20 protein-coding genes are annotated in these 22,077 nt (G+C 64.5%); 16 read left to right on the plus strand and 4 right to left on the minus strand.

Annotated elements, in window-relative coordinates; translation table 11 throughout:
- Nucleotides 1-62: 62 nt before the first annotated feature.
- From nrdR to LXM55_RS22050, 12 genes are all read left to right on the plus strand, one after another.
- Nucleotides 63-527 carry a transcriptional regulator NrdR gene (gene nrdR / locus LXM55_RS21995; RefSeq protein ID WP_019095943.1) on the plus strand — a complete coding sequence of 155 codons (465 nt, stop codon included), beginning with the start codon at nt 63-65 and terminating at the stop codon, nt 525-527.
- Complete coding sequence (ribD, locus tag LXM55_RS22000) at nt 524-1,657, plus strand: bifunctional diaminohydroxyphosphoribosylaminopyrimidine deaminase/5-amino-6-(5-phosphoribosylamino)uracil reductase RibD (RefSeq protein WP_233322302.1); 1,134 nt, start codon at nt 524-526, stop codon at nt 1,655-1,657. The genes nrdR and ribD overlap by 4 nt, the downstream gene beginning before the upstream one ends.
- A gap of 47 nt (nt 1,658-1,704) precedes the next feature.
- Entirely contained in the window at nt 1,705-2,370 is a 666-nt protein-coding gene (locus LXM55_RS22005) for a riboflavin synthase (protein ID WP_233322303.1), read from the plus strand.
- A 16-nt stretch (nt 2,371-2,386) separates the two neighbouring features.
- Nucleotides 2,387-3,478, plus strand: a complete 1,092-nt coding sequence (gene ribBA / locus LXM55_RS22010; protein WP_233322304.1) for a bifunctional 3,4-dihydroxy-2-butanone-4-phosphate synthase/GTP cyclohydrolase II — start codon at nt 2,387-2,389, stop codon at nt 3,476-3,478.
- Nucleotides 3,479-3,569: 91 nt separating this feature from the next.
- Nucleotides 3,570-4,046 (plus strand): 6,7-dimethyl-8-ribityllumazine synthase, encoded by a 477-nt coding sequence (gene ribH / locus LXM55_RS22015; protein WP_011063735.1) that lies wholly within the window; start codon nt 3,570-3,572, stop codon nt 4,044-4,046.
- Nucleotides 4,043-4,543, plus strand: coding sequence for a transcription antitermination factor NusB (gene nusB, locus LXM55_RS22020; RefSeq protein WP_047306286.1), 501 nt, complete (start codon nt 4,043-4,045; stop codon nt 4,541-4,543). Before ribH ends, nusB begins: the two co-directional genes overlap by 4 nt.
- Before the next feature lie 18 nt (nt 4,544-4,561).
- Nucleotides 4,562-5,527, plus strand: a complete 966-nt coding sequence (thiL, locus tag LXM55_RS22025; RefSeq protein WP_233322305.1) for a thiamine-phosphate kinase — start codon at nt 4,562-4,564, stop codon at nt 5,525-5,527.
- On the plus strand, nt 5,524-6,027 hold the full coding sequence (locus LXM55_RS22030) for a phosphatidylglycerophosphatase A family protein (protein WP_233322306.1): 504 nt from the start codon (nt 5,524-5,526) through the stop codon (nt 6,025-6,027). Before thiL ends, LXM55_RS22030 begins: the two co-directional genes overlap by 4 nt.
- A gap of 10 nt (nt 6,028-6,037) precedes the next feature.
- Nucleotides 6,038-6,796 (plus strand): substrate-binding periplasmic protein, encoded by a 759-nt coding sequence (locus LXM55_RS22035; RefSeq protein ID WP_233322307.1) that lies wholly within the window; start codon nt 6,038-6,040, stop codon nt 6,794-6,796.
- 113 nt (nt 6,797-6,909) lie between these two features.
- On the plus strand, nt 6,910-7,527 hold the full coding sequence (ribA, locus tag LXM55_RS22040; RefSeq protein WP_233322308.1) for a GTP cyclohydrolase II: 618 nt from the start codon (nt 6,910-6,912) through the stop codon (nt 7,525-7,527).
- On the plus strand, nt 7,524-7,943 hold the full coding sequence (locus LXM55_RS22045; protein WP_233322309.1) for an MFS transporter: 420 nt from the start codon (nt 7,524-7,526) through the stop codon (nt 7,941-7,943). Before ribA ends, LXM55_RS22045 begins: the two co-directional genes overlap by 4 nt.
- Nucleotides 7,943-8,740, plus strand: coding sequence for a cobalamin-binding protein (locus LXM55_RS22050; protein WP_233322310.1), 798 nt, complete (start codon nt 7,943-7,945; stop codon nt 8,738-8,740). The genes LXM55_RS22045 and LXM55_RS22050 overlap by 1 nt, the downstream gene beginning before the upstream one ends.
- Nucleotides 8,741-8,804: 64 nt before the next feature.
- Here the strand turns inward: LXM55_RS22050 and LXM55_RS22055 are convergent, their stop codons facing one another.
- The 4 genes from LXM55_RS22055 to LXM55_RS22070 form a co-directional block, all read right to left on the minus strand.
- Complete coding sequence (locus LXM55_RS22055) at nt 8,805-10,697, minus strand: TonB-dependent receptor plug domain-containing protein (protein WP_233322311.1); 1,893 nt, start codon at nt 10,695-10,697, stop codon at nt 8,805-8,807.
- Nucleotides 10,698-10,818: 121 nt separating this feature from the next.
- Entirely contained in the window at nt 10,819-12,720 is a 1,902-nt protein-coding gene (gene dxs / locus LXM55_RS22060; RefSeq protein ID WP_233322312.1) for a 1-deoxy-D-xylulose-5-phosphate synthase, read from the minus strand.
- 101 nt (nt 12,721-12,821) lie between these two features.
- Nucleotides 12,822-13,709: a polyprenyl synthetase family protein gene (locus LXM55_RS22065; RefSeq protein ID WP_233322313.1), complete on the minus strand. Its 888-nt coding sequence runs from the start codon at nt 13,707-13,709 to the stop codon at nt 12,822-12,824.
- Nucleotides 13,706-13,948 (minus strand): exodeoxyribonuclease VII small subunit, encoded by a 243-nt coding sequence (locus LXM55_RS22070; RefSeq protein ID WP_011063724.1) that lies wholly within the window; start codon nt 13,946-13,948, stop codon nt 13,706-13,708. The genes LXM55_RS22065 and LXM55_RS22070 overlap by 4 nt, the downstream gene beginning before the upstream one ends.
- Before the next feature lie 368 nt (nt 13,949-14,316).
- Here LXM55_RS22070 and LXM55_RS22075 point away from each other — a divergent pair, with 368 nt between their 5' ends.
- The 4 genes from LXM55_RS22075 to LXM55_RS22090 are packed head-to-tail and all read left to right on the plus strand — an operon-like array spanning nt 14,317 to nt 22,076.
- Entirely contained in the window at nt 14,317-15,108 is a 792-nt protein-coding gene (locus LXM55_RS22075) for a YfaP family protein (protein ID WP_233322314.1), read from the plus strand.
- A 37-nt stretch (nt 15,109-15,145) separates the two neighbouring features.
- Complete coding sequence (locus LXM55_RS22080) at nt 15,146-16,858, plus strand: DUF2138 domain-containing protein (RefSeq protein ID WP_233322315.1); 1,713 nt, start codon at nt 15,146-15,148, stop codon at nt 16,856-16,858.
- The gene (locus tag LXM55_RS22085) at nt 16,828-17,502 is read left to right on the plus strand and encodes a DUF1175 domain-containing protein (protein ID WP_233322316.1); all 675 of its coding nucleotides are present in this window, start codon (nt 16,828-16,830) and stop codon (nt 17,500-17,502) included. Before LXM55_RS22080 ends, LXM55_RS22085 begins: the two co-directional genes overlap by 31 nt.
- Nucleotides 17,499-22,076, plus strand: a complete 4,578-nt coding sequence (locus tag LXM55_RS22090) for an alpha-2-macroglobulin family protein (RefSeq protein WP_233322317.1) — start codon at nt 17,499-17,501, stop codon at nt 22,074-22,076. The genes LXM55_RS22085 and LXM55_RS22090 overlap by 4 nt, the downstream gene beginning before the upstream one ends.
- Nucleotide 22,077 lies beyond the last annotated feature (1 nt).

Below are 22,077 nucleotides of genomic sequence, written 5' to 3' on the forward strand. Positions count from 1 at the left end.
ATGGCTTGTCTTGCCAGTGGGATGCGCTACCATGGCCCTCCCTTTTTTTGTTGCCTGCCACCATGCACTGTCCCTTCTGCGGTGCCAACGACACCAAGGTCATCGACTCGCGTCTGGTCGCCGAGGGCGAACAGGTGCGCCGCCGGCGTGAATGCCTGGCCTGTGGTGAACGTTTCACCACCTTCGAAACCGCCGAACTGGTGATGCCGCGCCTGATCAAGACTGACGGCAGCCGTCAGCCCTTCGACGAAGAAAAACTGCGCGCCGGTATGCAGCGCGCCCTGGAAAAACGCCCGGTGAGTGTCGAGCGCCTGGAAGCGGCGCTGGTGCACATCAAGCACAAGCTGCGGGCCACCGGCGAGCGCGAGGTCAAGTCCCTGGTGGTCGGTGAACTGGTGATGACCGAGCTGCAGAAGCTCGATGAAGTTGCCTATATCCGTTTCGCTTCGGTCTACCGGCGCTTCCAGGACCTCAACGAATTCCGCGAAGAGATCGACCGTCTCGCCCGCGAGCCGGCCAAGCAATGAGCCTGCCTGCCGAACAAGCGGTACTCGACGCACATTACATGGCCCGCGCTTTGGAACTGGCGCGCAAGGGCCGCTATTCCACCCATCCCAACCCGCGTGTCGGCTGCGTCATCGTGCGTGATGGCCAGGTGGTCGGTGAAGGCTGGCACGTGCGCGCCGGTGAGCCTCACGCTGAAGTTCATGCCCTGCGCGCGGCCGGTGAGCTGGCCCGTGGCGCCACCGCCTATGTGACCCTCGAACCGTGCAGCCATCATGGCCGCACCCCGCCTTGTGCCGACGCCCTGGTGAGCGCCGGCGTGACGCGGGTGGTCGCGGCCATGCAGGACCCGAACCCGGAAGTGGCCGGCCGCGGCCTGCGGCGCCTGGCCGAAGCCGGCATCGATACCCACAGCGGTGTATTGGAAGGCGAGGCTCGGGCGATCAACAAGGGCTTCCTGAAACGCATGGAGCACGGCCTGCCTTATGTGCGGGTCAAGCTGGCGATGAGCCTGGATGGTCGCACCGCCATGGCCAGTGGCGAGAGCCAGTGGATCACCGGGCCTGCCGCACGCTCTGCGGTGCAGCGCCTGCGGGCCGAATCGTCCGTGGTGCTGACCGGTGCCGATACCGTGCTGGCCGACGATGCGCGCTTGACCGTGCGTGCCGCCGAGCTGGGCCTGGACGCCGAGCAGACGGCCCTGGCCATCAGCCGGCCGCCCCTGCGGGTATTGATCGACGGGCGCCTGCGGGTGCCGCTGGATGCACCGTTCTTCAAGGCGGGTCCGGCATTGGTGGCCACCTGCGCAGCCGTGGAAGAGCAATACGCCAATGGCCCGGAATGCCTGATCGTGCCCGGCGCCGATGGCCAGGTGGACCTGCGTCACCTGTTGCTGGAGCTTGCCGCTCGCGGTGTCAACGAGGTGCTGGTGGAAGCCGGCCCGCGACTGGCCGGGGCCTTTGCCCAACTGGGCCTGGTGGACGAGTACCAGATCTTCGTCGCCGGCAAGTTCCTCGGCTCCTCTGCGCGACCGTTGCTCGACTGGCCGCTGGCGCAGATGCGCGAGGCACCGTTGCTGAAGATCATCGAAATGCGCGCGGTGGGCGATGACTGGCGAGTCACTGCCATCCCGGCCCCGCCAGCGAGCGTATAATTCCCGACTTTCGCCTACCCGGCGGCCCTGTTCTCGAGGAGGACTCCATGTTCACCGGCATCATCGAATCCATCGGCAGCATTCGCGCATTGACCCCAAAAGGCGGAGATGTGCGGGTCTATGTAGAAACCGGCAAGCTTGATCTGGCCGACGTCAAACTGGGCGACAGCATTGCGGTGAACGGCGTCTGCCTGACCGCGGTCGAGCTGCCGGGCGATGGTTTCTGGGCCGATGTCAGCCGCGAGACCCTGGATTGCACCGCCTTCCATCAGTTGAAAGCCGGCAGCCGGGTCAACCTGGAGAAAGCCCTGACCCCGACCACCCGCCTGGGCGGTCACCTGGTCAGCGGTCACGTCGACGGTGTCGGTGAAGTGGTGGCGCGGGAAGAAAATGCCCGGGCCATCCAGTTCCGCATCCGTGCACCGAAAGAACTGGCCAAGTACATCGCCCATAAAGGCTCGATCACCGTCGACGGCACCAGCCTGACGGTCAACGCGGTGAATGGCGCCGAGTTCGAGCTGACCATCGTGCCCCACACGCTGGCGGAAACCATCATGGCCGACTACCGGCCGGGTCGGCAGGTCAACCTTGAGGTCGACCTGCTGGCACGCTACCTGGAGCGTCTGCTGCTGGGTGACAAGGCGGCCGAAGCCACCACCGGCGGCAGCATTACCGAAAGTTTTCTGGCCGCTAACGGCTATCTCAAATCCTGACTCAAGGGGGTGCCGAGTGGCGCTCAACAGCATCGAAGAACTGGTTGAAGACATCCGCCAAGGCAAGATGGTCATCCTCATGGATGACGAAGACCGCGAGAACGAAGGCGACCTGATCATGGCCGCCGAGTGCTGCAAGGCCGAACACATCAACTTCATGGCCAAGCACGCCCGTGGCCTGATCTGCATGCCCATGAGCCGCGAGCGTTGCGAGCTGCTCAAGCTGCCGCTGATGGCGCCGCGCAACGGTTCCGGCTTCGGCACCAAGTTCACCGTCTCCATCGAGGCCACCGAAGGTGTGACCACCGGCATCTCTGCCGCTGACCGTGCGCGCACCGTGCAAGCGGCCGCCGCCAAGGACGCCAAGGCTGAAGACATCGTCAGCCCGGGCCACATCTTCCCGCTGATGGCCCAGCCTGGCGGTACCCTGGCCCGTGCTGGCCACACCGAAGCTGCCTGCGACCTGGCGCGCATGGCCGGTTTCGAGCCCAGCGGGGTGATCTGCGAGGTGATGAACGACGACGGCACCATGTCCCGTCGCACCGAGCTGGAAGCCTTCGCCGCCGAGCACAACATCAAGATCGGCACCATCGCCGACCTGATTCACTACCGGATGATCCACGAGCGTACCGTTCAGCGGATTGCCGAGCAGCCCCTGGACAGCGAACTGGGCCAGTTCAACCTGGTGACCTATCGTGATTCGGTGGAAGGCGACGTGCACATGGCACTGACCCTGGGCGAGATCTGTGCTGAAGAACCGACCCTGGTACGGGTGCACAACATGGACCCGCTGCGCGACCTGCTGATGGTCAAGCAACCGGGCCGCTGGAGCCTGCGCGCGGCCATGGCCACCGTGGCCGAGGCCGGCAGCGGCGTGGTGCTGCTGCTCGGGCACCCGCTCGATGGCGACGTACTGCTGGCGCACATCCGTGAAACCGCGGAGCACCAGCCGGTGAAGAAACCCACCACCTACAGCATCGTCGGTGCCGGTTCGCAGATCCTCCGCGACCTGGGCGTACGCAAAATGCGCCTGATGAGTGCGCCGATGAAGTTTAATGCGATATCCGGTTTCGACCTGGAAGTTGTAGAATACGTGCCCTCCGAATAAAAGCCGCTCGTTTCTGGCAGCCTATTCGCGGTTCAAATATCACTGAAGAGCGTGTGTTAGACACGCTCTGGCTCTTTAAGAGATTTGTCGAATGACCCTGAAGACCATCGAAGGTACCTTCATCGCCCCTAAAGGCCGCTATGCCCTGGTGGTCGGCCGTTTCAACAGCTTCGTCGTCGAAAGCCTGGTCAGCGGCGCGGTTGACGCCCTGGTTCGCCACGGCGTGAGCGAAAGCGACATCACCATCATCCGTGCTCCTGGCGCCTTCGAAATTCCGTTGGTTGCCCAGAAAGTCGCACAAAAGGGTGAATTCGCGGCGATCGTCGCCCTGGGCGCGGTCATTCGTGGCGGCACTCCGCACTTCGAATACGTGGCCGGCGAGTGCACCAAGGGCCTGGCCCAGGTGTCCATGGAGTTCGGCGTGCCAGTGGCCTTCGGCGTGCTGACCGTTGACTCGATCGAACAAGCCATCGAACGTTCCGGCACCAAGGCCGGCAACAAAGGTGCTGAAGCTGCCCTGTCCGCCCTGGAAATGGTCAGCCTGCTGGCGCAGTTGGAGGCCAAGTGATTAGCGACGAAAGCGATCGTTTCAACCCGCGCGATCCCAAGCCTGCCAACGCCGGCAAGCCATCCAAGAGCGCCAAGCGTCGCGAAGCCCGTCAGCTCGCGACCCAGGCGCTGTACCAATGGCACATGGCCAAGCACTCGCTGAACGAGATCGAAGCGCAGTTCCGGGTCGACAACGATTTCACGGACATCGACGGCGCCTACTTCCGAGAGATCCTGCACGGGGTTCCGGCCAACAAGAACGAGATCGACACCGCGCTCGTGCCTTGCCTGGACCTCGCCATCGATGAGCTGGACCCTGTGGAACTGGCGGTTCTGCGCCTGTCCACCTGGGAGCTGCTCAAGCGCGTCGACGTGCCTTACCGGGTTGTGATCAACGAAGGTATCGAACTGGCCAAGGTCTTCGGTTCCACCGATGGCCACAAGTTCGTCAACGGCGTACTCGACAAGCTGGCCCCGCGCCTGCGTGAGGCTGAAGTGAAGGCGTTCAAGCGCTGAATTGCGCTTGCGGCTGCCATGGGCGAGTTTGAGCTGATCCGTAACTTCTTCGCTGCCGCGCCTTGTGCGCAGGGCGGCGAGGGCGTTGCCCTGGGGATTGGCGACGACTGCGCCTTGCTGGCCGTTGCACCTGGCGAGCAGTTGGCGATTTCCACCGACACCCTGGTGGCGGGTGTGCATTTCGCCGAACCCTGCGAGCCCTTTCTTCTTGGCCAACGCTCTCTGGCGGTGGCCGTCAGTGACCTGGCTGCCATGGGCGCCACCCCGCTGGCCTTTACCCTGGCCCTGACCCTGCCGACGGTGAGCACCGATTGGCTGCAGGACTATGCCCGTGGTTTGAATGCCATGGCGCAGAACTGCGGCGTGCGCCTGATCGGCGGCGATACCACGCGTGGTCCCTTGACCCTGACCCTGACGGTATTCGGCCGGGTGCCCGCGGGCCTGGCCCTGACCCGCAGCGGCGCCCAGGCGGGCGACCTGCTGTGTGTCGGCGGTGAGCTGGGCAATGCTGCCGGTGCCTTGCCGCTGGTGCTGGGCCAGCGCGCCGCCGAGCCGGCGCTGGCCGACCCCCTGCTGGCTCATTACTGGTCGCCGCAGCCGCAATTGGCCCTGGGCCAGGCCCTGCGCGGCAAGGCCACGGCGGCGCTGGACATCTCCGATGGCCTGCTGGCCGACTGCGGCCACATCGCTGCCGCCTCGATGGTCGGCTTGCAGGTGGAGGTCGAGAGGCTGCCGCTGTCGCCGGCGTTGCTCGGCTTTCTCGGCCAGCAGGGCGCTCGCTCCGCGGCCTTGAGTGGCGGTGATGACTACGTCCTGGCCTTCACCCTGCCGCCCGCCGAACTGGCGCCGCTGCTGGCCGCAGGCTGGCCGGTGCACGTGATCGGGCGAGCCGTGGTCGGCCAGGGGGTGGCTCTGCTGGATGCCGACGGGCAGGACATCACCCCCGGTACCCGGGGCTATCAACACTTTCCGGAGACACCGTGACAGATCATCCCAAGCAGGTTCCAGCGGAATTCGTGCCGCCCTCGGTGTGGCGCAACCCCTGGCATTTCCTGGCCTTCGGCTTTGGCTCCGGTACCTTGCCCAAGGCCCCGGGCACCTGGGGTTCGCTGGTTGCGCTACCCTTTATCCCGCTGTGGCAGATGCTGCCGGACTGGGGCTACTGGCTGATGCTTGGCGTCACCATGCTGTTCGGCTTCTGGCTGTGCGGCAAGGTCGCCGACGATCTGCGGGTGCATGACCACGAAGGCATCGTCTGGGATGAAATGGTCGGCATGTGGATCACCCTGTGGCTGGTGCCCGAGGGCTGGTACTGGCTGCTCGCAGGCTTCCTGATGTTCCGCTTCTTCGACATTCTCAAGCCCTGGCCGATACGCTGGATCGACCGGCATGTACATGGCGGCGTCGGCATCATGCTGGATGACGTTCTCGCCGGGGTGTTTGCCTGGCTGGCGATGCAAGGGCTGGTGTGGTGCTTCAGCTGAGGGATTAGGCATGGGTGTCTGCCGCGTGCTGTTGGTGTTGCTGGTCGCCTGGAGCTGTTGCGGCGTCCGGGCCGGCGAGCTGCCGGCGCAGGCCAAGCCTATTCGCATCGCCAGTGAAGTCTGGAGCGACTACAGCGAAGCCGATGGCGAAGGGTTGGCCTGGGATATCCTGCATGAGGTGTTCGAGCCTCTGGGAATTGCCATCGAGCGGTGCAGCGTGCCCTATACCCGCTCGGTGGGGCTGGTGCAGCGCGGCGAAGTGGATGCCCAGGTAGGCGCCTACCGCGACGAGTCGCCGGGTGTGCTTTACCCCCACTGGAACTACGACACTGACCACATCTATGCCCTGGGCCTGGCCAGCAACCCCGAGCTGAGCCTGGCGACTATCGGCAGTTACCGGCTGGTCTGGGTGCGCGGCTACAAGTATCAGGACTACCTGCCCAACATTCGTCGCTACAACGAGATCCGTCGGCGTGTCGGTATCCTGCCGATGCTGCTGTATGGCCGCGCCGACTATTACATCGATGCCCGGACCGAGATCGACTACGTGCTGGGGCAGGCCGAGGACCCGAGCCTCTTCAAGCGTGCCCATCTGGCCGAGCTGCCGCTGTACCTGGGGTTTGCCAATAATCCGCGAGGGCGGGAACTGCGTCAGCTGTACGACCAGCGCATGGCGCAATTGGTGAGCACAGGGCGCTTGCGCCCGATTTTCCAGCGCTGGAAGCAGCCTTATCCGTTCGACGGGAGCCCGCAGCCAGCGCTTCGTTGATCAAACTTATCGATCTTTATCTCCGATAATTCAGCCTAAGCGTCCAGTGGAGGCTGCTGTTACAATGCCGCCTCTGCGAATCTCCAGTCCTCATACAGATCAGGAGCACAACAGTGCCCGTCGTTTTTGTTGCTGCTTGCAAGCTGCCTACGCCTTTTGCGCAATTCACCATGCATGGTTTTCTCGATGAAGCCACCGGCCGCGAGCACGTGGTGCTCAGCCTGGGCGATATCGCCGATGGCGCGCCGGTTCTCGGCCGCCTGCACTCCGAGTGCCTGACTGGCGATGCACTGTTCAGCCAGCGTTGCGACTGCGGTTCGCAACTGGAGGCCGCCCTGCAGGCCATCGCCCGCGAAGGTCGCGGGGTGTTGCTGTACCTGCGTCAGGAAGGCCGGGGCATCGGCCTGCTGAACAAGGTGCGCGCCTACGAGTTGCAGGATGGCGGCGCCGACACCGTGGAAGCCAACGAGCGCCTGGGCTTCGCCGCGGACCAGCGCGACTACGCCATGTGCCTGCCGATGCTCGAACATCTGGGGGTCAACTCCCTGCGCCTGATGACCAACAACCCGCGCAAGGTCAAGGCTCTGACCGAGATGGGCATTCAGGTCGCCGAGCGTGTGCCGCTGCACACCGGGCACAACCCGCACAACCGGCTCTACCTGGCAACCAAGGCCAGCAAGCTCGACCACATGATGGGCAACGAGCACCAGGGCGAGGTTGACCGCGCGTGACCCGGGGCCAAGTCAAGCGGCGCCTGGCCGTCAGTTGGTGGCAGTACCTGGCCCTGGCCTTGCTGCCGCTGTTTGTGATCAACCTGGTGTTTGGCCAGGGCGAGGCATTGATGCCAGTGCTGGCGATGCCGTTCTTTATCGCCGGTACCGCCTCGATGTTCGTCAGCCTGCGTTTTTTCAACGGCTACAAGCATGCCTTGATCGCCGCCGGCAAGGCCCTCGATACCCCTGAGGAGCCGGCCGCCTGGATCACCTTGGCAGCCCGTCGTCGTGCCGCCTTCCTGGCGGCATCGTTGCCAGCCTGGATCGGTGCCCTGGCGGTGTTCGTCGGCCTGGAAGCGGTGCCGCTGATGCTCCTGGCCGTGTCCACGGCGGTGCTGTTCTACCTCTACCGTATTCCGCGTCAACTGGGCTGATGCGACGCTGGCTGGCGCTCCTGTGCCTGCTGCTCGGCATGCCGGCACTGGCCGCGCAGCGGGTGGTCAGCCTGGCGCCGTCACTCTCGGAAATCGTTGTCGAGCTGGGGGCTTCCGACTTGCTGGTGGGCGTGCTGGATGCCGGTGAGCGGCCGGCACCGCTCAAGGACCTGCCTTCGGTTGGGCGTTACGGCCAGTTGGATATCGAGCGTCTGCTGAGCCTTCAACCGGATTTGCTATTGCTCTGGCCGGGCAGCGTCGGCCCGGCCCAGCGCGATCAGCTGGCACGCCTGGGGATCCCCACGTATGTCGCCGAGCCCCATGACTTCAAGCAACTGACGGCGCAGATCGCCGAAATTGGCGAGCGCCTGGGGCACTCGGCGGCCGGCCGTAAACTGGCCGCCGAGTTGGACGGGCAACTGGCCGGTTTGCGTGCCCGCTATCACCGCGAACCGGCGTTGCCGGTGTTCTACCAAGTCTGGGACCGGCCGCTATATACCGTGGGCGGTGGCCAGATCATCAGCGAAGCCCTGAGCGTCTGTGGCGCCCGCAATGTGTTTGCCGACCAGTCGTTGCCAGCGCCCCAGGTCAGCCTCGAATCGGTGTTGCAGCGCAACCCGCAGGCAATCCTGGCCACCGCCCAGGGGCAGCTGGATGCCTGGAAAGCCTGGCCGCAGATTGCGGCGGTGCAGCAGGGGCGGTTGTTGTTGGTGAGGGACAAGGGGCTGGAGCGACCCAGCGGGCAAATGATCGCGGCGACGGCCAAGCTCTGTGCGTTGATCGCGCCTGAGCGCTGAGCCCTGTTCGCCGGCCCCTACGCCATCACTGTAGGTGCCGGCTCGCCGGCGAAGGCGTCGAACCTTACAGCTCCGGCGTCCAGGTCACGCCAAGCATCCAGGTGCGGCCTTCTTCACGGTAGCCGTAGTCCTTGCCGTTGTATTCGTAGAGCGTGCGGGTATAGGACTTGTCAAAGACATTGTCGAGTTTCAGGTCCAGCCTCACTTCCTGATTGATTGCCCAGCTGCTTCGCAGTCCGAGCAGACCGTAGCCGCCAATCGGGACCTGCTTTTTCGTGCTCAAGTCCTCATAGCTCTTGCTCACTAGCTGCCAGCTGGCGCCGAGCGCCAATTGGTCGAACTGCCGGTCCAGATCCAGGTTCAAGGTGCGGCGGGCACGGCGCGGCAGTTGATGGCCATCCTTGCGATTGCGCGGATCAATGATTGCGGTGCCGATGCTGGTCTGCCAGCCGAACAGTTCCTGTTTCAGGGCCGCTTCGAAACCGTTGATTCTCGCTGCTCCGACGTTTTCCGGGCGCTGCGCTACGCGGTCATAAATAATCGCGTCTTTGATATCGGTACGGTAGATCGAGGCCTCCAGGCGACTGCTTTGCGTCAGCTGGCTACGCCATTGCAATTCATAGCTTTTGGAATGTTCCGGCTTGAGATCGGGGTTGCTGAAGCCGGGGTAGTACAGATCGCTGAAGTTGGGCGCCCGGAAGCCTTCGCTATAGGACAGCAGCAGGTCATTGTCTGGGTTCAGCGGCAGGGTAAAGGTGCCGCTCCAGGTGTTCTGGCTGCCATATTGCTGGTTCTGATCACGGCGCAGTCCCAACTCGGTGGAGAAGCGGTCATCGCGAAAACGGTGCTGGATGAAGGTCGCCCGGTTCCAGCGGCTGTCTTTGGCAAATCGCGCCGGGCTGGTATTGAGCTGGTCTTCGTACCAGTCAGCGCCGAGGATCAGGCTGTTGTACTCGTCCAGGCGTAGATCGTTCTGCCAGTTCAGCAAGTCCCGGTAGGTATTGAATACGCTACGTTCGTCACTGAGTTTGTCGCGCTTGAGGTCTCGGTTCTCGCTATGTCCAAGCTCCACTCGCGACTTCCAGTAATCATTGATGTGAGCATCGAGATAACCGCTGATGTTGCTGACACTGAAGTCGGTGTAAGGATCCTGGGCGAAGACGTTATAGCTTGAGTCGTAGCGCCCGAAGGGGTTGTCATAGCGCGTGCGGCCTCGGTTATCCAGCAGGTTGAAGCCCACCTCCAGGTCATCGTTCAGCGCGTGGCTGAGGGTGAAGCTCAACGACTTGTTGCGGTAGCCATCATGGTCGGCATCGCTGGAGAACGATTCGTGGGTCCAGTCGATTCCAGCACTTTCATCCAGGCTGGCGCCGAGGCTGAAGCGTGTCTGCTGATCACCGCCAGACAATCCAAGGCTGCGCTCCCAGGTCTGGTTGCTGCCAGCGGCGAGGCGCATGCGCCCATGCAGTCCCGAGTCGGCGCCGCGTCGGGTAAAGATCTGGATCACCCCGCCAATGGCATCGCTGCCGTAGATCACCGAGCGCGAGCCACGCAGCACTTCCACCCGTTCGATCTGCTGGATATTCAGGTACTGCAGGTTGCTGTCGCCGGAGGATGAACTGCTGATGCGCTGGCCATCCACCAGTACCAGGCTCTGGGCCGAACCGGTGCCGCGCAGATAGATGCCCGGCAGACTGCCACGGCCACCGCTGCGTGCAACCTGCACCCCGGGCACCCGTTGCAGCAGGTCGGTCAGGCTGGTGGGTTGCAGGCGGTCGATATCTTCCCGGGTGAACACCGTGTTCGCCGCGCTGCTGTCGTTGCGAGCTTCCACCTGTCGGTTGGCACTGATCAGCATCTCGGGCAGTTTCAGGGCCTGATCGCGGTCGGGGGTGTCGGCAAAGAGTTCAGCGCAGGGCAGAAGGCAAAGCGGCAGGGCCAGGCGAAAAAGTGTCATGGCTATTCCGTTGGCGCGGCTCGGCCTTCGCCGCAGGGTAAGGGAGGCCGGGAAAGGCGAGGCTAAAAAGCGCCGCCCGCAGGGCGGGCGTGCATCAGCGGCCAGGGTTGGCCGCTATAGGTCAAGCCAGGCCCAGCAGCGTCAGGCGCTGACGGACCGAGGCTTCGATGCCGGCTTCGTCGAGGCCGCATTCGGCAAGCATCTGCGCCGGTTTGGCGTGCTCGACGTAGGCGTCCGGCAGGCCCAGGTGCAGGATCGGCTTGAGGATGCCTTCGCGGGCCAGGAACTCGCTGACCGCTCCACCGGCGCCGCCCATGATGGCGTTCTCCTCGATGGTCACCAGCAGTTCATGGCTGCCGGCAATCTCGCGCACTAGGGCTTCATCCAGGGGTTTGACGAAGCGCATGTCGACCACGGTGGCGTCGAGTTTCTCGGCCACTTGCAAGGCTTCGGCCAGTTGCACGCCAAACACCAGCAAGGCCACTTGCTTGCCCTGGCGGCGGATCACGCCCTTGCCGATCTCGATCGGTTCCAGGTCCTTGTCGATCGGCGCGTTGGGGCCGGTGCCGCGCGGGTAGCGCACGGCCGCAGGGCCGTTGTACAGGTGCCCGGTGCTGAGCATCTTGCGCAACTCGTTCTCGTCGCTTGGGGTCATCACCAGCATGCCGGGGATGCAGCGCAGGTAGGACAGGTCGAAGCTGCCAGCGTGGGTCGGGCCGTCTTCGCCCACCAGCCCGGCACGGTCGATGGCGAACAGCACGTCGAGGTTCTGCACCGCCACGTCGTGGATCAGCTGGTCATAACCGCGCTGCAGGAAGGTGGAGTAGATCGCTACCACCGGCTTGGCGCCTTCGCAGGCCATGCCGGCCGCCAGGGTCACCGCGTGCTGTTCGGCAATCGCCACGTCGAAGTAGCGCAGCGGGAAACGCTCGCTGAAGGCCACCAGGTCGGAACCTTCCTTCATTGCCGGGGTGATGCCCACCAGCCGTGGGTCGGCGGCGGCCATGTCGCACAGCCACTCGCCAAACACGCCGGAATACTTCGGGCCGCCGGCCTTTTTCGGTGCGGCGGCCGGGGCGTCCAGGGGCTCCAGCTTGGTGATGGCGTGGTAGCCGATCGGGTCGACTTCCGCCGGGGCGAAGCCCTTGCCCTTCTTGGTCACCACATGCAGGAACTGCGGCCCCTTGAGGTCGCGCATGTTGCGCAGGGTGGCGATCAGGGTCGGCAGGTCGTGGCCGTCGATGGGGCCGATGTAGTTCCAGCCCAGCTCTTCGAACAGGGTGCCGGGGACCAGCATGCCCTTGGCGTATTCTTCGGTGCGGCGGGCGATTTCCCAGGCACCGGGCAGGCGCGACAGCACTTTCTTGCTGCCTTCGCGCATGCTGGCGTAGGTGCGGCTGGAGAGAATCTTGGCCAGGTAGTTGGACAACCCGCCGACATTGCGCGAGATCGACATGTCGTTGTCGTTGAGGATCACCAGCATGTTGGCGTCCACTTCCGGCGCGTGGTTCAGCGCCTCGAAGGCCATGCCCGCGGTCAGGGCGCCGTCGCCGATCACCGCGATGGCCTTGCGCTCGCTGTGCTGCAGGCGGGCGGCGATGGCCATGCCCAGCGCGGCACTGATGGAGGTGCTGGAGTGGCCGACGCCAAAGGTGTCGTACTCACTCTCGGAGCGCCGCGGGAAGGCGGCCAGGCCGTCTTTCTGGCGCAGGGTGGCCATCTGCTCGCGACGACCGGTGAGGATCTTGTGCGGATACGCCTGATGACCCACATCCCACACCAGCCGGTCGTCCGGGGTGTCGAATACGTAATGCAACGCGATGGTCAGCTCGATGACGCCAAGGCCGGCACCGAAGTGCCCGCCGGTCTGGCCGACCGTGTAGAGCAATTCCAGGCGCAATTCATCGGCCAGGGTTTCCAGCTCGGCTTCACCTAACCGGCGCAGGCCGTCCGGCGTCTGGGCACGGTCGAGCAGCGGGGTGGTCGGGCGTTTGCGGGGAATCTCATGAAACGTCGTGGGCATCAGGCGAATCGTTATAGGTATAGAAAGAGGCGGCAGTTTACCTTATGCATCGCAAGCTGCCCACGCAGAGCACCGAACTTGGCCGATATGCGGCGCGTCGATCAGTTGCGCCGCTCGACGATATACCGCGCCAGCTCGCGCAACGGCTCGGCCGCTGCGTCAAACGGACGCAGCGCGTGCAGCGCCTGGTCGCGCAGTTCCAGGGCGTATTCCTTGGCCGCAGCGAGACCCAGCAGCGCCGGGTAGGTCGGTTTGTCCCGGGCGATATCGGCGCCCTGGCGCTTGCCCAGGGTCGCGGTATCACTTTCGACGTCGAGGATGTCGTCCTGCACCTGGAACGCCAGGCCGATGGCCTTGGCGTAGGTCTGCAGGGCCTTGAGCTCGTCTTGCTCGGCCCGGCCACTGGCCAGGGCGCCGAGGATCACGCTGGCTTCGATCAGCGCGCCGGTCTTGTGCCGATGCATGTACTCCAGGGCCTGCTGGTCGAGCTTGAGGCCCACCGAGCCCAGGTCGATGGCCTGGCCGCCGACCATGCCCGCCGGGCCTGCGGCCTGGGCCAGGGTGGTGACCATGCGCAGGCGAATCTCGGCGCTGGCGTCGCTCAGGCCCGGGTCCAGCAGGGCGCCGAAGGCCAGGCTCTGCAGGCCGTCACCGGCGAGGATCGCGCAGGCTTCGTCGAAGGCTTTGTGGGTCGTGGGCTGGCCGCGTCGCAGGTCGTCATCGTCCATCGCCGGCAGATCGTCGTGGACCAGGGAATAGGCGTGAATCAACTCCACCGCACAGGCCGCGCCGTTGGCTTGCTCGGGCTGGCCACCCAGGGCCTCGCAGGCGGCGTAGGCCAGCAACGGGCGCACGCGCTTGCCGCCATTCATCACGCTGTAGCGCATGGCGTCATAAAGGCGGGCAAGTTCGGGGCTTGGAGCGGTGAACAGGGTGTGCATTGCAGCGTCGACGCGGGCCTGACTGGTGGCCTGATAGGCGGTAATCATTCTGGTTGTTCCGCGTCGAAGGGTTGTTCGGCTAGCTCGCCATCGCGTTCCAGCAGGATCTGCACCTTTTGCTCGGCCTGGGCCAGGGCCGCCTGGCAATCACGGGTCAGGCCGATGCCTTGTTCAAAGGCGGTCAACGAGTCTTCCAGCGACAGCTCGCCGTTCTCCAGACGCTCGACCAGGGTTTGCAGGTCGGCGAGGGATTGTTCGAAATCTAAGGCAGCTTTTTTGCGGGCCATGGCGGCTATCCCGGTTGACGTTAAACCGGCGCGACACTAGCAGACAGCGGGGTTTCGGGCAAATGAGAAGCGGCCGTTGGCAGGCGTTGGACGGGGCGGTTCAAGGGGGGCATGACGGGTTCTGACACGACGTGCAGCTCGCACGATGGGGAGGCGTGATGTCGCCGTAATGGCACTGCCTGCGCGGGTTTCAGGGCAGTGCCGATTCCCTCGCAAAATCCCTTTTCGCCAATTGTGTAACAGGCGCCAAGTCGCTAATCTGCGGCCTTTCCAACGCCCGTTGTCGCCGGGCGCTCCCATTGTGAATATTTGCAGCCGCGCCGAGGATCTGGCGCCAGGGTTTTCCCATGCATGGCAGGACGCAGTACATGCGCGCTCTCTCCTCCCTTCTGCTGACCTGGCTGGTGGCCTGTACGGCGTTCGCCGAACCTTCCGCCGAGCTGCAGGAACCCCTGGCCGGCTGGCGCTATTCCGGCTTGCTGGACCGCACCGAACAGGACCGGGTGGCCTACCCGACGCCACCGATCGACCGTGGTATCCAGCGCAATCGCACCCTGATCGAGGGCCAGCTCAAGGCCATCGGCCATCTGCGCCAGCCCCACAGCCTGTCGGTCAACGGCAACCCGCTGAACCTCTACACCGACGAACAGGGCCGTTTTGCCCGGCCCTATGCGTTCGGTGCCGGCTCCAACAGTGTCGAAGTGCGCAGTTCCGAGGGCAAATCCCTCAAGCGCGTGCAGTTCTATGAGGCCAACCCGAACAAGACCCCGCCGCGGATTCGCGTGGTGCTGGGCTGGGACGATCCCAAGGCCGAACTGGACATGCACATCATTACCCCCGACGGCCAGCACGCGTTCTTCGGCCACCCCGGCCTGACCAATGGCGGCGGCCTGGACCCGGACGGTGTCGATGGCCCCGGCCCGGAAATGTTCACCATGACCGCGCCACTGCGCGGCACCTACCTGATCTACGTGAACTATTGGGGCAACTTCGGCAGCGGCGGCTACAACTTCGACGAAGGCAGCAATCAGAACGAGGTGATCACCTCGCAGATCAACCTGATCCTTAACGAAAACACCGTCGATGAGAAACGCGAGACCTTTATCGTGCCCATGCGGGCCATCGGCGACCTGTTGCTGGTCAAGTCTTTCAACTATTGAACATCCCGCACCACGGATGAATTGGGCTTTGTGAATCATGAGCGAAAACACCGCATCCCCGGCTGCCGGCGTGCCCGGCACTGAACAACCCGCCAGCAAGCGACGCTGGCCGGTCCTGGTCATGGGCCTGTGCCTGGTGGCGGCCGCGGTCACCGGCGTGGGCTGCAAGCCCAAGACCCCGGTGGCGGAGCTGGCCGGCGACAAGCTGGGCCTGAGCCGCCCCGACGGGCTGCTGGAAACCCATTCCCTGGCCCAGTTGCCCAAGGACCTGCTGGCGGTGCCTTTCCTCAAGGAAACGCTGACCGAGGACTTCGTCTTCTATTACCAGACCCACGCCGACCGCCTGGGCCTGATCGGCAGCCTGCGGCGGATCATCTACGAGCATGACCTGAAACTGCAGGACAACCTGATCGAGCAACTGTTCGACCAGCCGGCTGACGTGGCGTTGTGGCGCGGCGCCGACGGGCGCCTCAAGGACTTCTTGCTGGTGATGGACCGCGGCGGCCTGGCCAAGCTGTTGGAACCTCTGGCCAAGGTCGCCCTGGACGACACGCAGTTGAGCAAGCTGGCCGAACTCAAGGTCGGTGGCGATGCGGTGACGCTGTACCAACTGAACTACAACGCCAGCAAATCCCTGGCGTTCGCCTCCCACGGCGACAAGCTGGTGGTGCTGTCCAACCCGGCCAAGCTGTATGACCTGAGCAGCGGTGCCGACGATGAGCACGGTGCCGTTTCCACCGCGGCCCTGGAAGCATTGCTCAACGGCGACAAGCTGTTCCCCGAAGCCTTTGGCCTGGAGGCGCGCAAGCCCGAGGTGCAGCAGCGACTGGCGGTCAACGCGGGCGTCCTGGCCATGGGTTACCAGCGTTTTATCCCCAACTTCGCCGGCCTGCGCTTCGACATGGACGACAAGGGCTGGCACAGCTATCTGGCCATGGAAGAGCAGGACAACCAGCCGGCCTTCGACTTCAAGCCGATCTGGCAGGCCATGCCCATGGGCGCCAGCGCCTGCGTAGCCCTGCCACTGGCAGCGGAGCAGCAGAAGCCGTTGCTGGTCAAGCTGGGCGCTGAAGAAGCGGTGGCCGCCACCCTGACCGAGCACATGGCTGGCACCGCCGGGCTGTGCTGGTACGCCGATTCGCGGCTGTATACGCCGCTGCTGGTGGCCAGTCTCAAGGACAAGGACAACGCCAAGCTCGATGCCGAGCTGGGCAAGCTGTTCGGTTCCATGGTCGGTACCTTCGAGGGCAAGGTGCCCGAGCGCATCTTCCCGGTGGTCGAACAGCAGAACGGCGATGTGCACCAGTGGCAGCGCCAGGTCAGCTCCAACTTCGGCCAGTACCCGGCCAAGCAAGCCAAGGACCCGCAAGCCATTACCGGCCGCGCCTTCATGCAGGTCAGCCTGGCTCGCCATGGCTCGACCCTGGTGTTCTCCCTGGACGACAAGCTGGTGAACAAGGCCCTGGGCACCCTGGATAAGCGCTTCCCGCCGCTGGCCGACGTGGTGCCCAAGGATGCGCTGATGCCGGTGTACCTGGGCCCGCAATCGCTGGCCCAACTGATCCAGCAGGAAACCTTCGACAGCCTGCCCCAGGACATGGAACCGGTGTTCAATAACGCCGCGCAAACCTACCTGGTGCCCAAGCTGCGCACCCTCGGCGGTTATGGCAAGTACGCCCTGACCCTGCCCGAAGGCAGCGAGCCCAACGGTCACTGGCAATGGCTGCCCCTGCAGTGGCGCGCGCTGTGAGTGCATGGCGCAAACGCCTGACCAGTCTCGGCCTGCTGGCCCTGTTGCTGAGCAATGCCGTGGGCGCGACCCAGGCTCCGCCGCTGGACGTGCAGCAGTCCCAGGTGTTCCGTGCCTGGTTCGTGCGCATTGCCCAGGAGCAGCTGAGCCAGGGGCCGAGCCCGCGCTGGTATCAGCAGGACTGTGCGGGGCTGGTGCGTTTTGCCGCCAACGAAGCGCTCAAGGTCCACGACAGCAAGTGGCTGCGGGCCAACGGTTTGTCCAATCGCTACCTGCCGCCGGAACTGCAACTGAGCGAAGGCCAGCGCGGCCTGGCCCAGCAGTGGCAGCAGGGTGGCGGCCAGACCGGGCCCTACGTCAATGCGATCAAGCTGATCCAGTTCAACAGTCACCTGGTCAGCCGTGACCTGGGCCAGGCGCGCCCCGGCGACCTGTTGTTCTTCGACCAGGGCGACGACCAGCACCTGATGATCTGGATGGGCCGCAACATCGCCTATCACACCGGCACCACCACCCCCACCGACAACGGCATGCGCTCGGCTAGCGTGCAGCAACTGATGACATGGAAGGACACCCGATGGATACCCGACCCCGCCAACCCCAACTTCATCGGCATCTATCGACTGAACTTCCTCACCCAATGAGCGAATCGCGTATGTCCCGTTTCCTGTTTCGCCTGACCCTGGCCTTGACCCTGCTGGCCCCCGTGGCCCTGGTCAACGCCGAAGACTCGGTGCCGTCCAGCGATTACGCAGCGGTGTCCGGGGAGAGTTTCTTCCTCTTGTCCGACAGCAGTTTTGCCAGTGACGAACAGGCCATGGTGCGCCTTGAAGCCCCGGGCCGTGACTACCGGCGCTTTCGCATGGAACCCTATGGTGGCGCGGACATCCGGGTGTACCGGATCGACCAGCCGCTGGACTTCCTCAAGCGCCAGAAGAACCTGCACCGGGTGGTCAGCGACGGCCAGTTCAAGGGCGAGGGGCTGTCCAACACCCTGGCCTACCTGTGGGACAACTGGTACCGCAAGTCGCGTCGGGTGATGCAGCGTGCGTTCTCCTATGAGTCGCGCAAACAGGTCACCGAGCAAGTGCCGGAACTGAAGGTCGGCAATTCGATGCTGGCGCCGACGGCGTATGACGCTCAGCCGCAATTCGCGCTGATTCCGGGGCTGCCCCTGGTGACCCAGTTCCGTTATCCGCTGTGGCAGGCCAAGCCGATCCAGCCGCCGGCCGGGGTTGACCTGTCCGGTTCCTCCAGCCAGTTCATCAACGTCGCGCCAGGCAACGTCTATATCCCGCTGGGGCAACTCAAGCCCGGCCTGTACCTGGTGGAAGCCCTGGTCGGCAAGTACCGCGCCACCACCATGGTTTTTGTTTCCAACACCGTGGCGGTGAGCAAGATCGCCGGCGACGAGCTGCTGGTCTGGGCTGCGGGCAAGCATGAAGGCAACTCCGTGCCCAAGGTCAATGTGCTGTGGACCGACGGCCTTGGCGTGATGAACAGCGGCGCCACGGACGAACAGGGCCTGGTGCGCCTGAAACACGTCAGCCCGGAACGTTCCTACGTGATCGGTGAGGACCAGGAAGGCGGGGTGTTCGTCTCCGAGAACTTCTATTACGACAGCGAAATCTACGACACCAAGCTCTATGCCTTCACCGACCGGCCGTTGTATCGCCCGGGGGACTGGGTTTCGCTGAAGATCGTCGGTCGCGAATTCAAGAACGCCCGTGATTCGGTGCAGCCGGGAGCCGGCGCGGTGAATGTCAGCGTGCTGGATGCCGCCGGCACCGCCTTGCAGAACCTGACCCTGAACCTGGATTCCAAGTCCGGCACCCAAGGCCGTTTCCAGCTGCCGGAAAATGCCGTGGCCGGTGGCTATGAGCTGCGTTTTGGCTACAAGGGGCAGGTCTATAGCAGTGCCTTCCGCGTGGCCGAGTACATCAAGCCGCACTTTGAAATTTCCCTGGCCCTGGCCAAGCCGGACTTCAAGACCGGCGAGCCGGTGAAGGGCAACCTGGTGCTGCTGTACCCGGACGGCAAGCCGGTGGCCAATGCACGGCTGCAACTGAGCCTGCGCGCCCAGCAGCTGTCCATGGTGGATAACGAGCTGCAGTACATGGGCCAGTTCCCGGTGGAACTGACCAGTGCCGAGCTGACCACCGACGCCAAGGGCAGCGCCACGCTCGACCTGCCGGCGGCGGACAAACCAAGCCGCTACATGCTCACCGTGTTCGCCAGTGACGGCGCCGCGTACCGGGTCAAGACCACCAAGGAAATCCTCATCGAACGTGGCGCGGCCAGCTTCAGCCTGAGTGCGCCGCAGCGTTTCAGCGCCGCGGGTGACAAGGTCCAGTTCAGCTACGCCAACCAGAACACCAGCGAGCAGAGCAAGAACGTCAAGCCCAACCGCTACAGCTGGGTGCGCATGGAAGACCAGACCACCGGCGAGGGCACGCTGGCTAGCGCCGACAATGGCTTTGCCCTGGCCTTCGAGCGCCCTGGCACCTACAACCTGACCCTGCGCGACGAGCATGATCGGGTACTGGGCGGCACCAGCCATTCGGTCACCGGTGAAGGTGTGAAAGCGGTGCCGGGCACCGTGGAAATCGTTCTCGACAAGCCCGAGTACAAGGCCGGCGACGAAGCCCTGGCGCTGATCACCTTCCCGGAACCGATCAATGACGCGCTGCTCTCGCTTGAGCGCGACAAGGTCGAGGCCACGGCGTTGCTGTCCAAGGGCGGCGACTGGCTGAAGGTGGAAAAACTCAGCCCTACCCAGTACCGCGCCCGGGTACCGGTGAAGGACAGTTTCGCGCCGAACCTGACCTTCTCCGTGCTCTACACCAAGGGCGGTGAGTACAGTTTCCAGAACGCCGGGATCAAGGTGCTGACGCCGCAGATCGACGTGGCGATCCACACCGACAAGGACAAATACCAGCCGGGCGACCTGGTTACCGTGGACCTGTCCACCCAGTTCGCCGGCAAGCCGGTGCCCGCGCACCTGACGGTCAGTGTGGTGGACGAAATGGTCTACGCCCTGCAGCCGGAAGTGGCGCCGAGCATCGACCAGTTCTTCTACCACCCACGGCGCAACAACGTGCGCACCAGCGCCAGCCTGTCGTTCATCAGCTACGACGTGGCGCTGCCGGGCAGCCCTACCGCCCCGGGCAAGGCCAACCGCAGCGAACGTGGGGTCAAGGTGCTGGAGCGGCCACGGCGTGAAGACGTTGACACGGCTGCCTGGCAGCCGGAACTGGTGACCGATGGCAGTGGCAAGGCACGCTTCACCTTCCGCATGCCGGACTCCCTGACCCGCTGGCGCATCACCGCCCGGGCCATTGCCGATGACGGCCAAGTGGGGCAGAAGAAACAGTTCGTGCGTTCCGACAAGGCCCTGTACCTGAAGTGGAGCGGCCCGACCCGCTTCCGCACGGGCGACAAGCCGGACCTTGGGGTATTCGCTTTCAGCCAGTCGGAACAGCCGGCCAAGGCCGAGCTGGTCATTCATTACGCCGGGGAATCCCAGCGCCTGCCGTTGACCCTCAACAGCGGCATCAATTACGTCGCGCTGCCGGCCATTGCCCCGGGCAATGGCGAGTGGAGCGCCGAACTGGTGCAGGGCGGCAAGACCGTGGATACCCTGGCGGTGCGCCTGGTGAGCAGCGCGGCCGGTTGGCAGAGCGTGCAGACCCAGAGCCTGGATGTCGTGACGGCCAGCACTCCGCTGGGCTTGCCGGCGGACGCCGCGCAGATTCGCCTGCGCCTGGACGACAGCCCGCAAGCGCTGTTCCGTTCGGCCCTGGATGACTTGCTGGAATACCCGTACGGCGGCGTAGAACAGACCGCCAGCCAGTTGCTGCCGTTGAGCGTTGCCTACCCGGCGCTGGCCAGCAACCCGCAGATCCGTGATCGGCTGCGACTGATGATGCAGAACAGCCGTCTGCGCCTGGTGCACATGGCCGGCCCGGAAGCGGCATTCACCTGGTGGGGTGAAGATGCCGATCCGGATGCGTTCCTCACCGCCTACGCCTATTACGCCGACTGGAACGCGAGCAAGGTGCTGGACCTGAACCTGCCGCCAGAGCACTGGCAGCGGGTGCTGGAGGTCTACGCCAAGCAGGCCGGCAATACGCCGTTGCTGCAACGGGCGCTGATCCTGTCCTTCGCCCGTGATATGAAACTGCCGATCAATACCCTGGTCAGCGGCCTGATGGACGATCTGGCCAAGGTCGGCAACGGCCCGGCGGCCAGCCTGCAGGAAGACGGCGGTGACAGCCTGGTGATGGACGATCCGGACTCGGCCCTCGGCCTGGCCTCTGCCCGAGTGCTGACCGCGGCCCTGGCGCGGGATGCCAAGGTCACGCCTACGCCGGCCTTTGTCGCGCAACTGGAAGCGGCGCAGCAGCAGGTGGATCTGAGCTCGCAGCCGTTCACCCAAGCCCTGAGCCTGTCGCTCAAGCCTTTCGATCAGGCCTCTGCGCGGACCCTGCTGCAACGCCTGCTGCCGTCGCAATCGACCCTGGAACGGGCCCTGGCCCTGACCTGGCTGCAACGCAGCATCGCCCAGTCGACGCCGGCCGTGGCCTTGAACCCGGGGCAGGGCTGGCAACAGCAGCACGGCGCCAGCGGTGAAAGCTACTGGCAGTGGCAAGGGCCGCAGGTGCCGACGGTACTGGCTCTGGGCAACGTGCCGGAACGTCCGCTGCAGGCTTCGGTGAGTTACCTGAGCAAGCTGGACATGGGCACGCCGTCGCCGGTGAACATCACTCGCCGCTTGCTGCGCCTGGTGCCGGGCGACGAGGCCTTCACCTTCAAGCTGGAGCCGGTGGGCAATAAGCCGATCGCCAGCGATGGCCTGTACCTGGATGAAGTGATCATCGCCAACCAAGGCAACCGGCCACTGCTGTACGGCATGCTGGAAGTGCCGTTGCCACCGGGCGCGGATGTCGAGCGCACCACCTGGGGCATCAAGCTGGCCGGGCCTGCCGGTACTGAAGCGGCTTCGCTGGAGAAGGCCCGTTCCGAACCGGGGCAGATGAGCTACGCGGTGCCGCTGGACGCCTTGAACGACAGCAGCGAGGTGCGCCTGCGCCACCTGGTTCGTTTCTCGCAGAAGGGCCAGTTCAACCTGCCGCCGGCTCGCTTCTACCAGGTGTACGCACCCGAGCATCAGGCTCAGGAACGCACCCCGGCCCTGGGTCAGGTCACGGTCAAATAAC

Origin of the sequence: Pseudomonas sp. Au-Pse12 (assembly GCF_021341665.1) — a bacterium.
Lineage (GTDB): Bacteria > Pseudomonadota > Gammaproteobacteria > Pseudomonadales > Pseudomonadaceae > Aquipseudomonas.

Coding starts and splice junctions, on each gene's coding strand:
- nrdR (WP_019095943.1), top strand. CDS start 63: ATGCACTGTCCCTTCTGCGGTGCCAACGACACCAAGGTCATCGACTCG.
- ribD (WP_233322302.1), top strand. CDS start 524: ATGAGCCTGCCTGCCGAACAAGCGGTACTCGACGCACATTACATGGCC.
- LXM55_RS22005 (WP_233322303.1), top strand. CDS start 1,705: ATGTTCACCGGCATCATCGAATCCATCGGCAGCATTCGCGCATTGACC.
- ribH (WP_011063735.1), top strand. CDS start 3,570: ATGACCCTGAAGACCATCGAAGGTACCTTCATCGCCCCTAAAGGCCGC.
- thiL (WP_233322305.1), top strand. CDS start 4,562: ATGGGCGAGTTTGAGCTGATCCGTAACTTCTTCGCTGCCGCGCCTTGT.
- LXM55_RS22035 (WP_233322307.1), top strand. CDS start 6,038: ATGGGTGTCTGCCGCGTGCTGTTGGTGTTGCTGGTCGCCTGGAGCTGT.
- LXM55_RS22050 (WP_233322310.1), top strand. CDS start 7,943: ATGCGACGCTGGCTGGCGCTCCTGTGCCTGCTGCTCGGCATGCCGGCA.
- LXM55_RS22055 (WP_233322311.1), bottom strand. CDS start 10,697: ATGACACTTTTTCGCCTGGCCCTGCCGCTTTGCCTTCTGCCCTGCGCT.
- dxs (WP_233322312.1), bottom strand. CDS start 12,720: ATGCCCACGACGTTTCATGAGATTCCCCGCAAACGCCCGACCACCCCG.
- LXM55_RS22065 (WP_233322313.1), bottom strand. CDS start 13,709: ATGATTACCGCCTATCAGGCCACCAGTCAGGCCCGCGTCGACGCTGCA.
- LXM55_RS22070 (WP_011063724.1), bottom strand. CDS start 13,948: ATGGCCCGCAAAAAAGCTGCCTTAGATTTCGAACAATCCCTCGCCGAC.
- LXM55_RS22075 (WP_233322314.1), top strand. CDS start 14,317: ATGCGCGCTCTCTCCTCCCTTCTGCTGACCTGGCTGGTGGCCTGTACG.
- LXM55_RS22080 (WP_233322315.1), top strand. CDS start 15,146: ATGAGCGAAAACACCGCATCCCCGGCTGCCGGCGTGCCCGGCACTGAA.
- LXM55_RS22085 (WP_233322316.1), top strand. CDS start 16,828: ATGGCTGCCCCTGCAGTGGCGCGCGCTGTGAGTGCATGGCGCAAACGC.
- LXM55_RS22090 (WP_233322317.1), top strand. CDS start 17,499: ATGAGCGAATCGCGTATGTCCCGTTTCCTGTTTCGCCTGACCCTGGCC.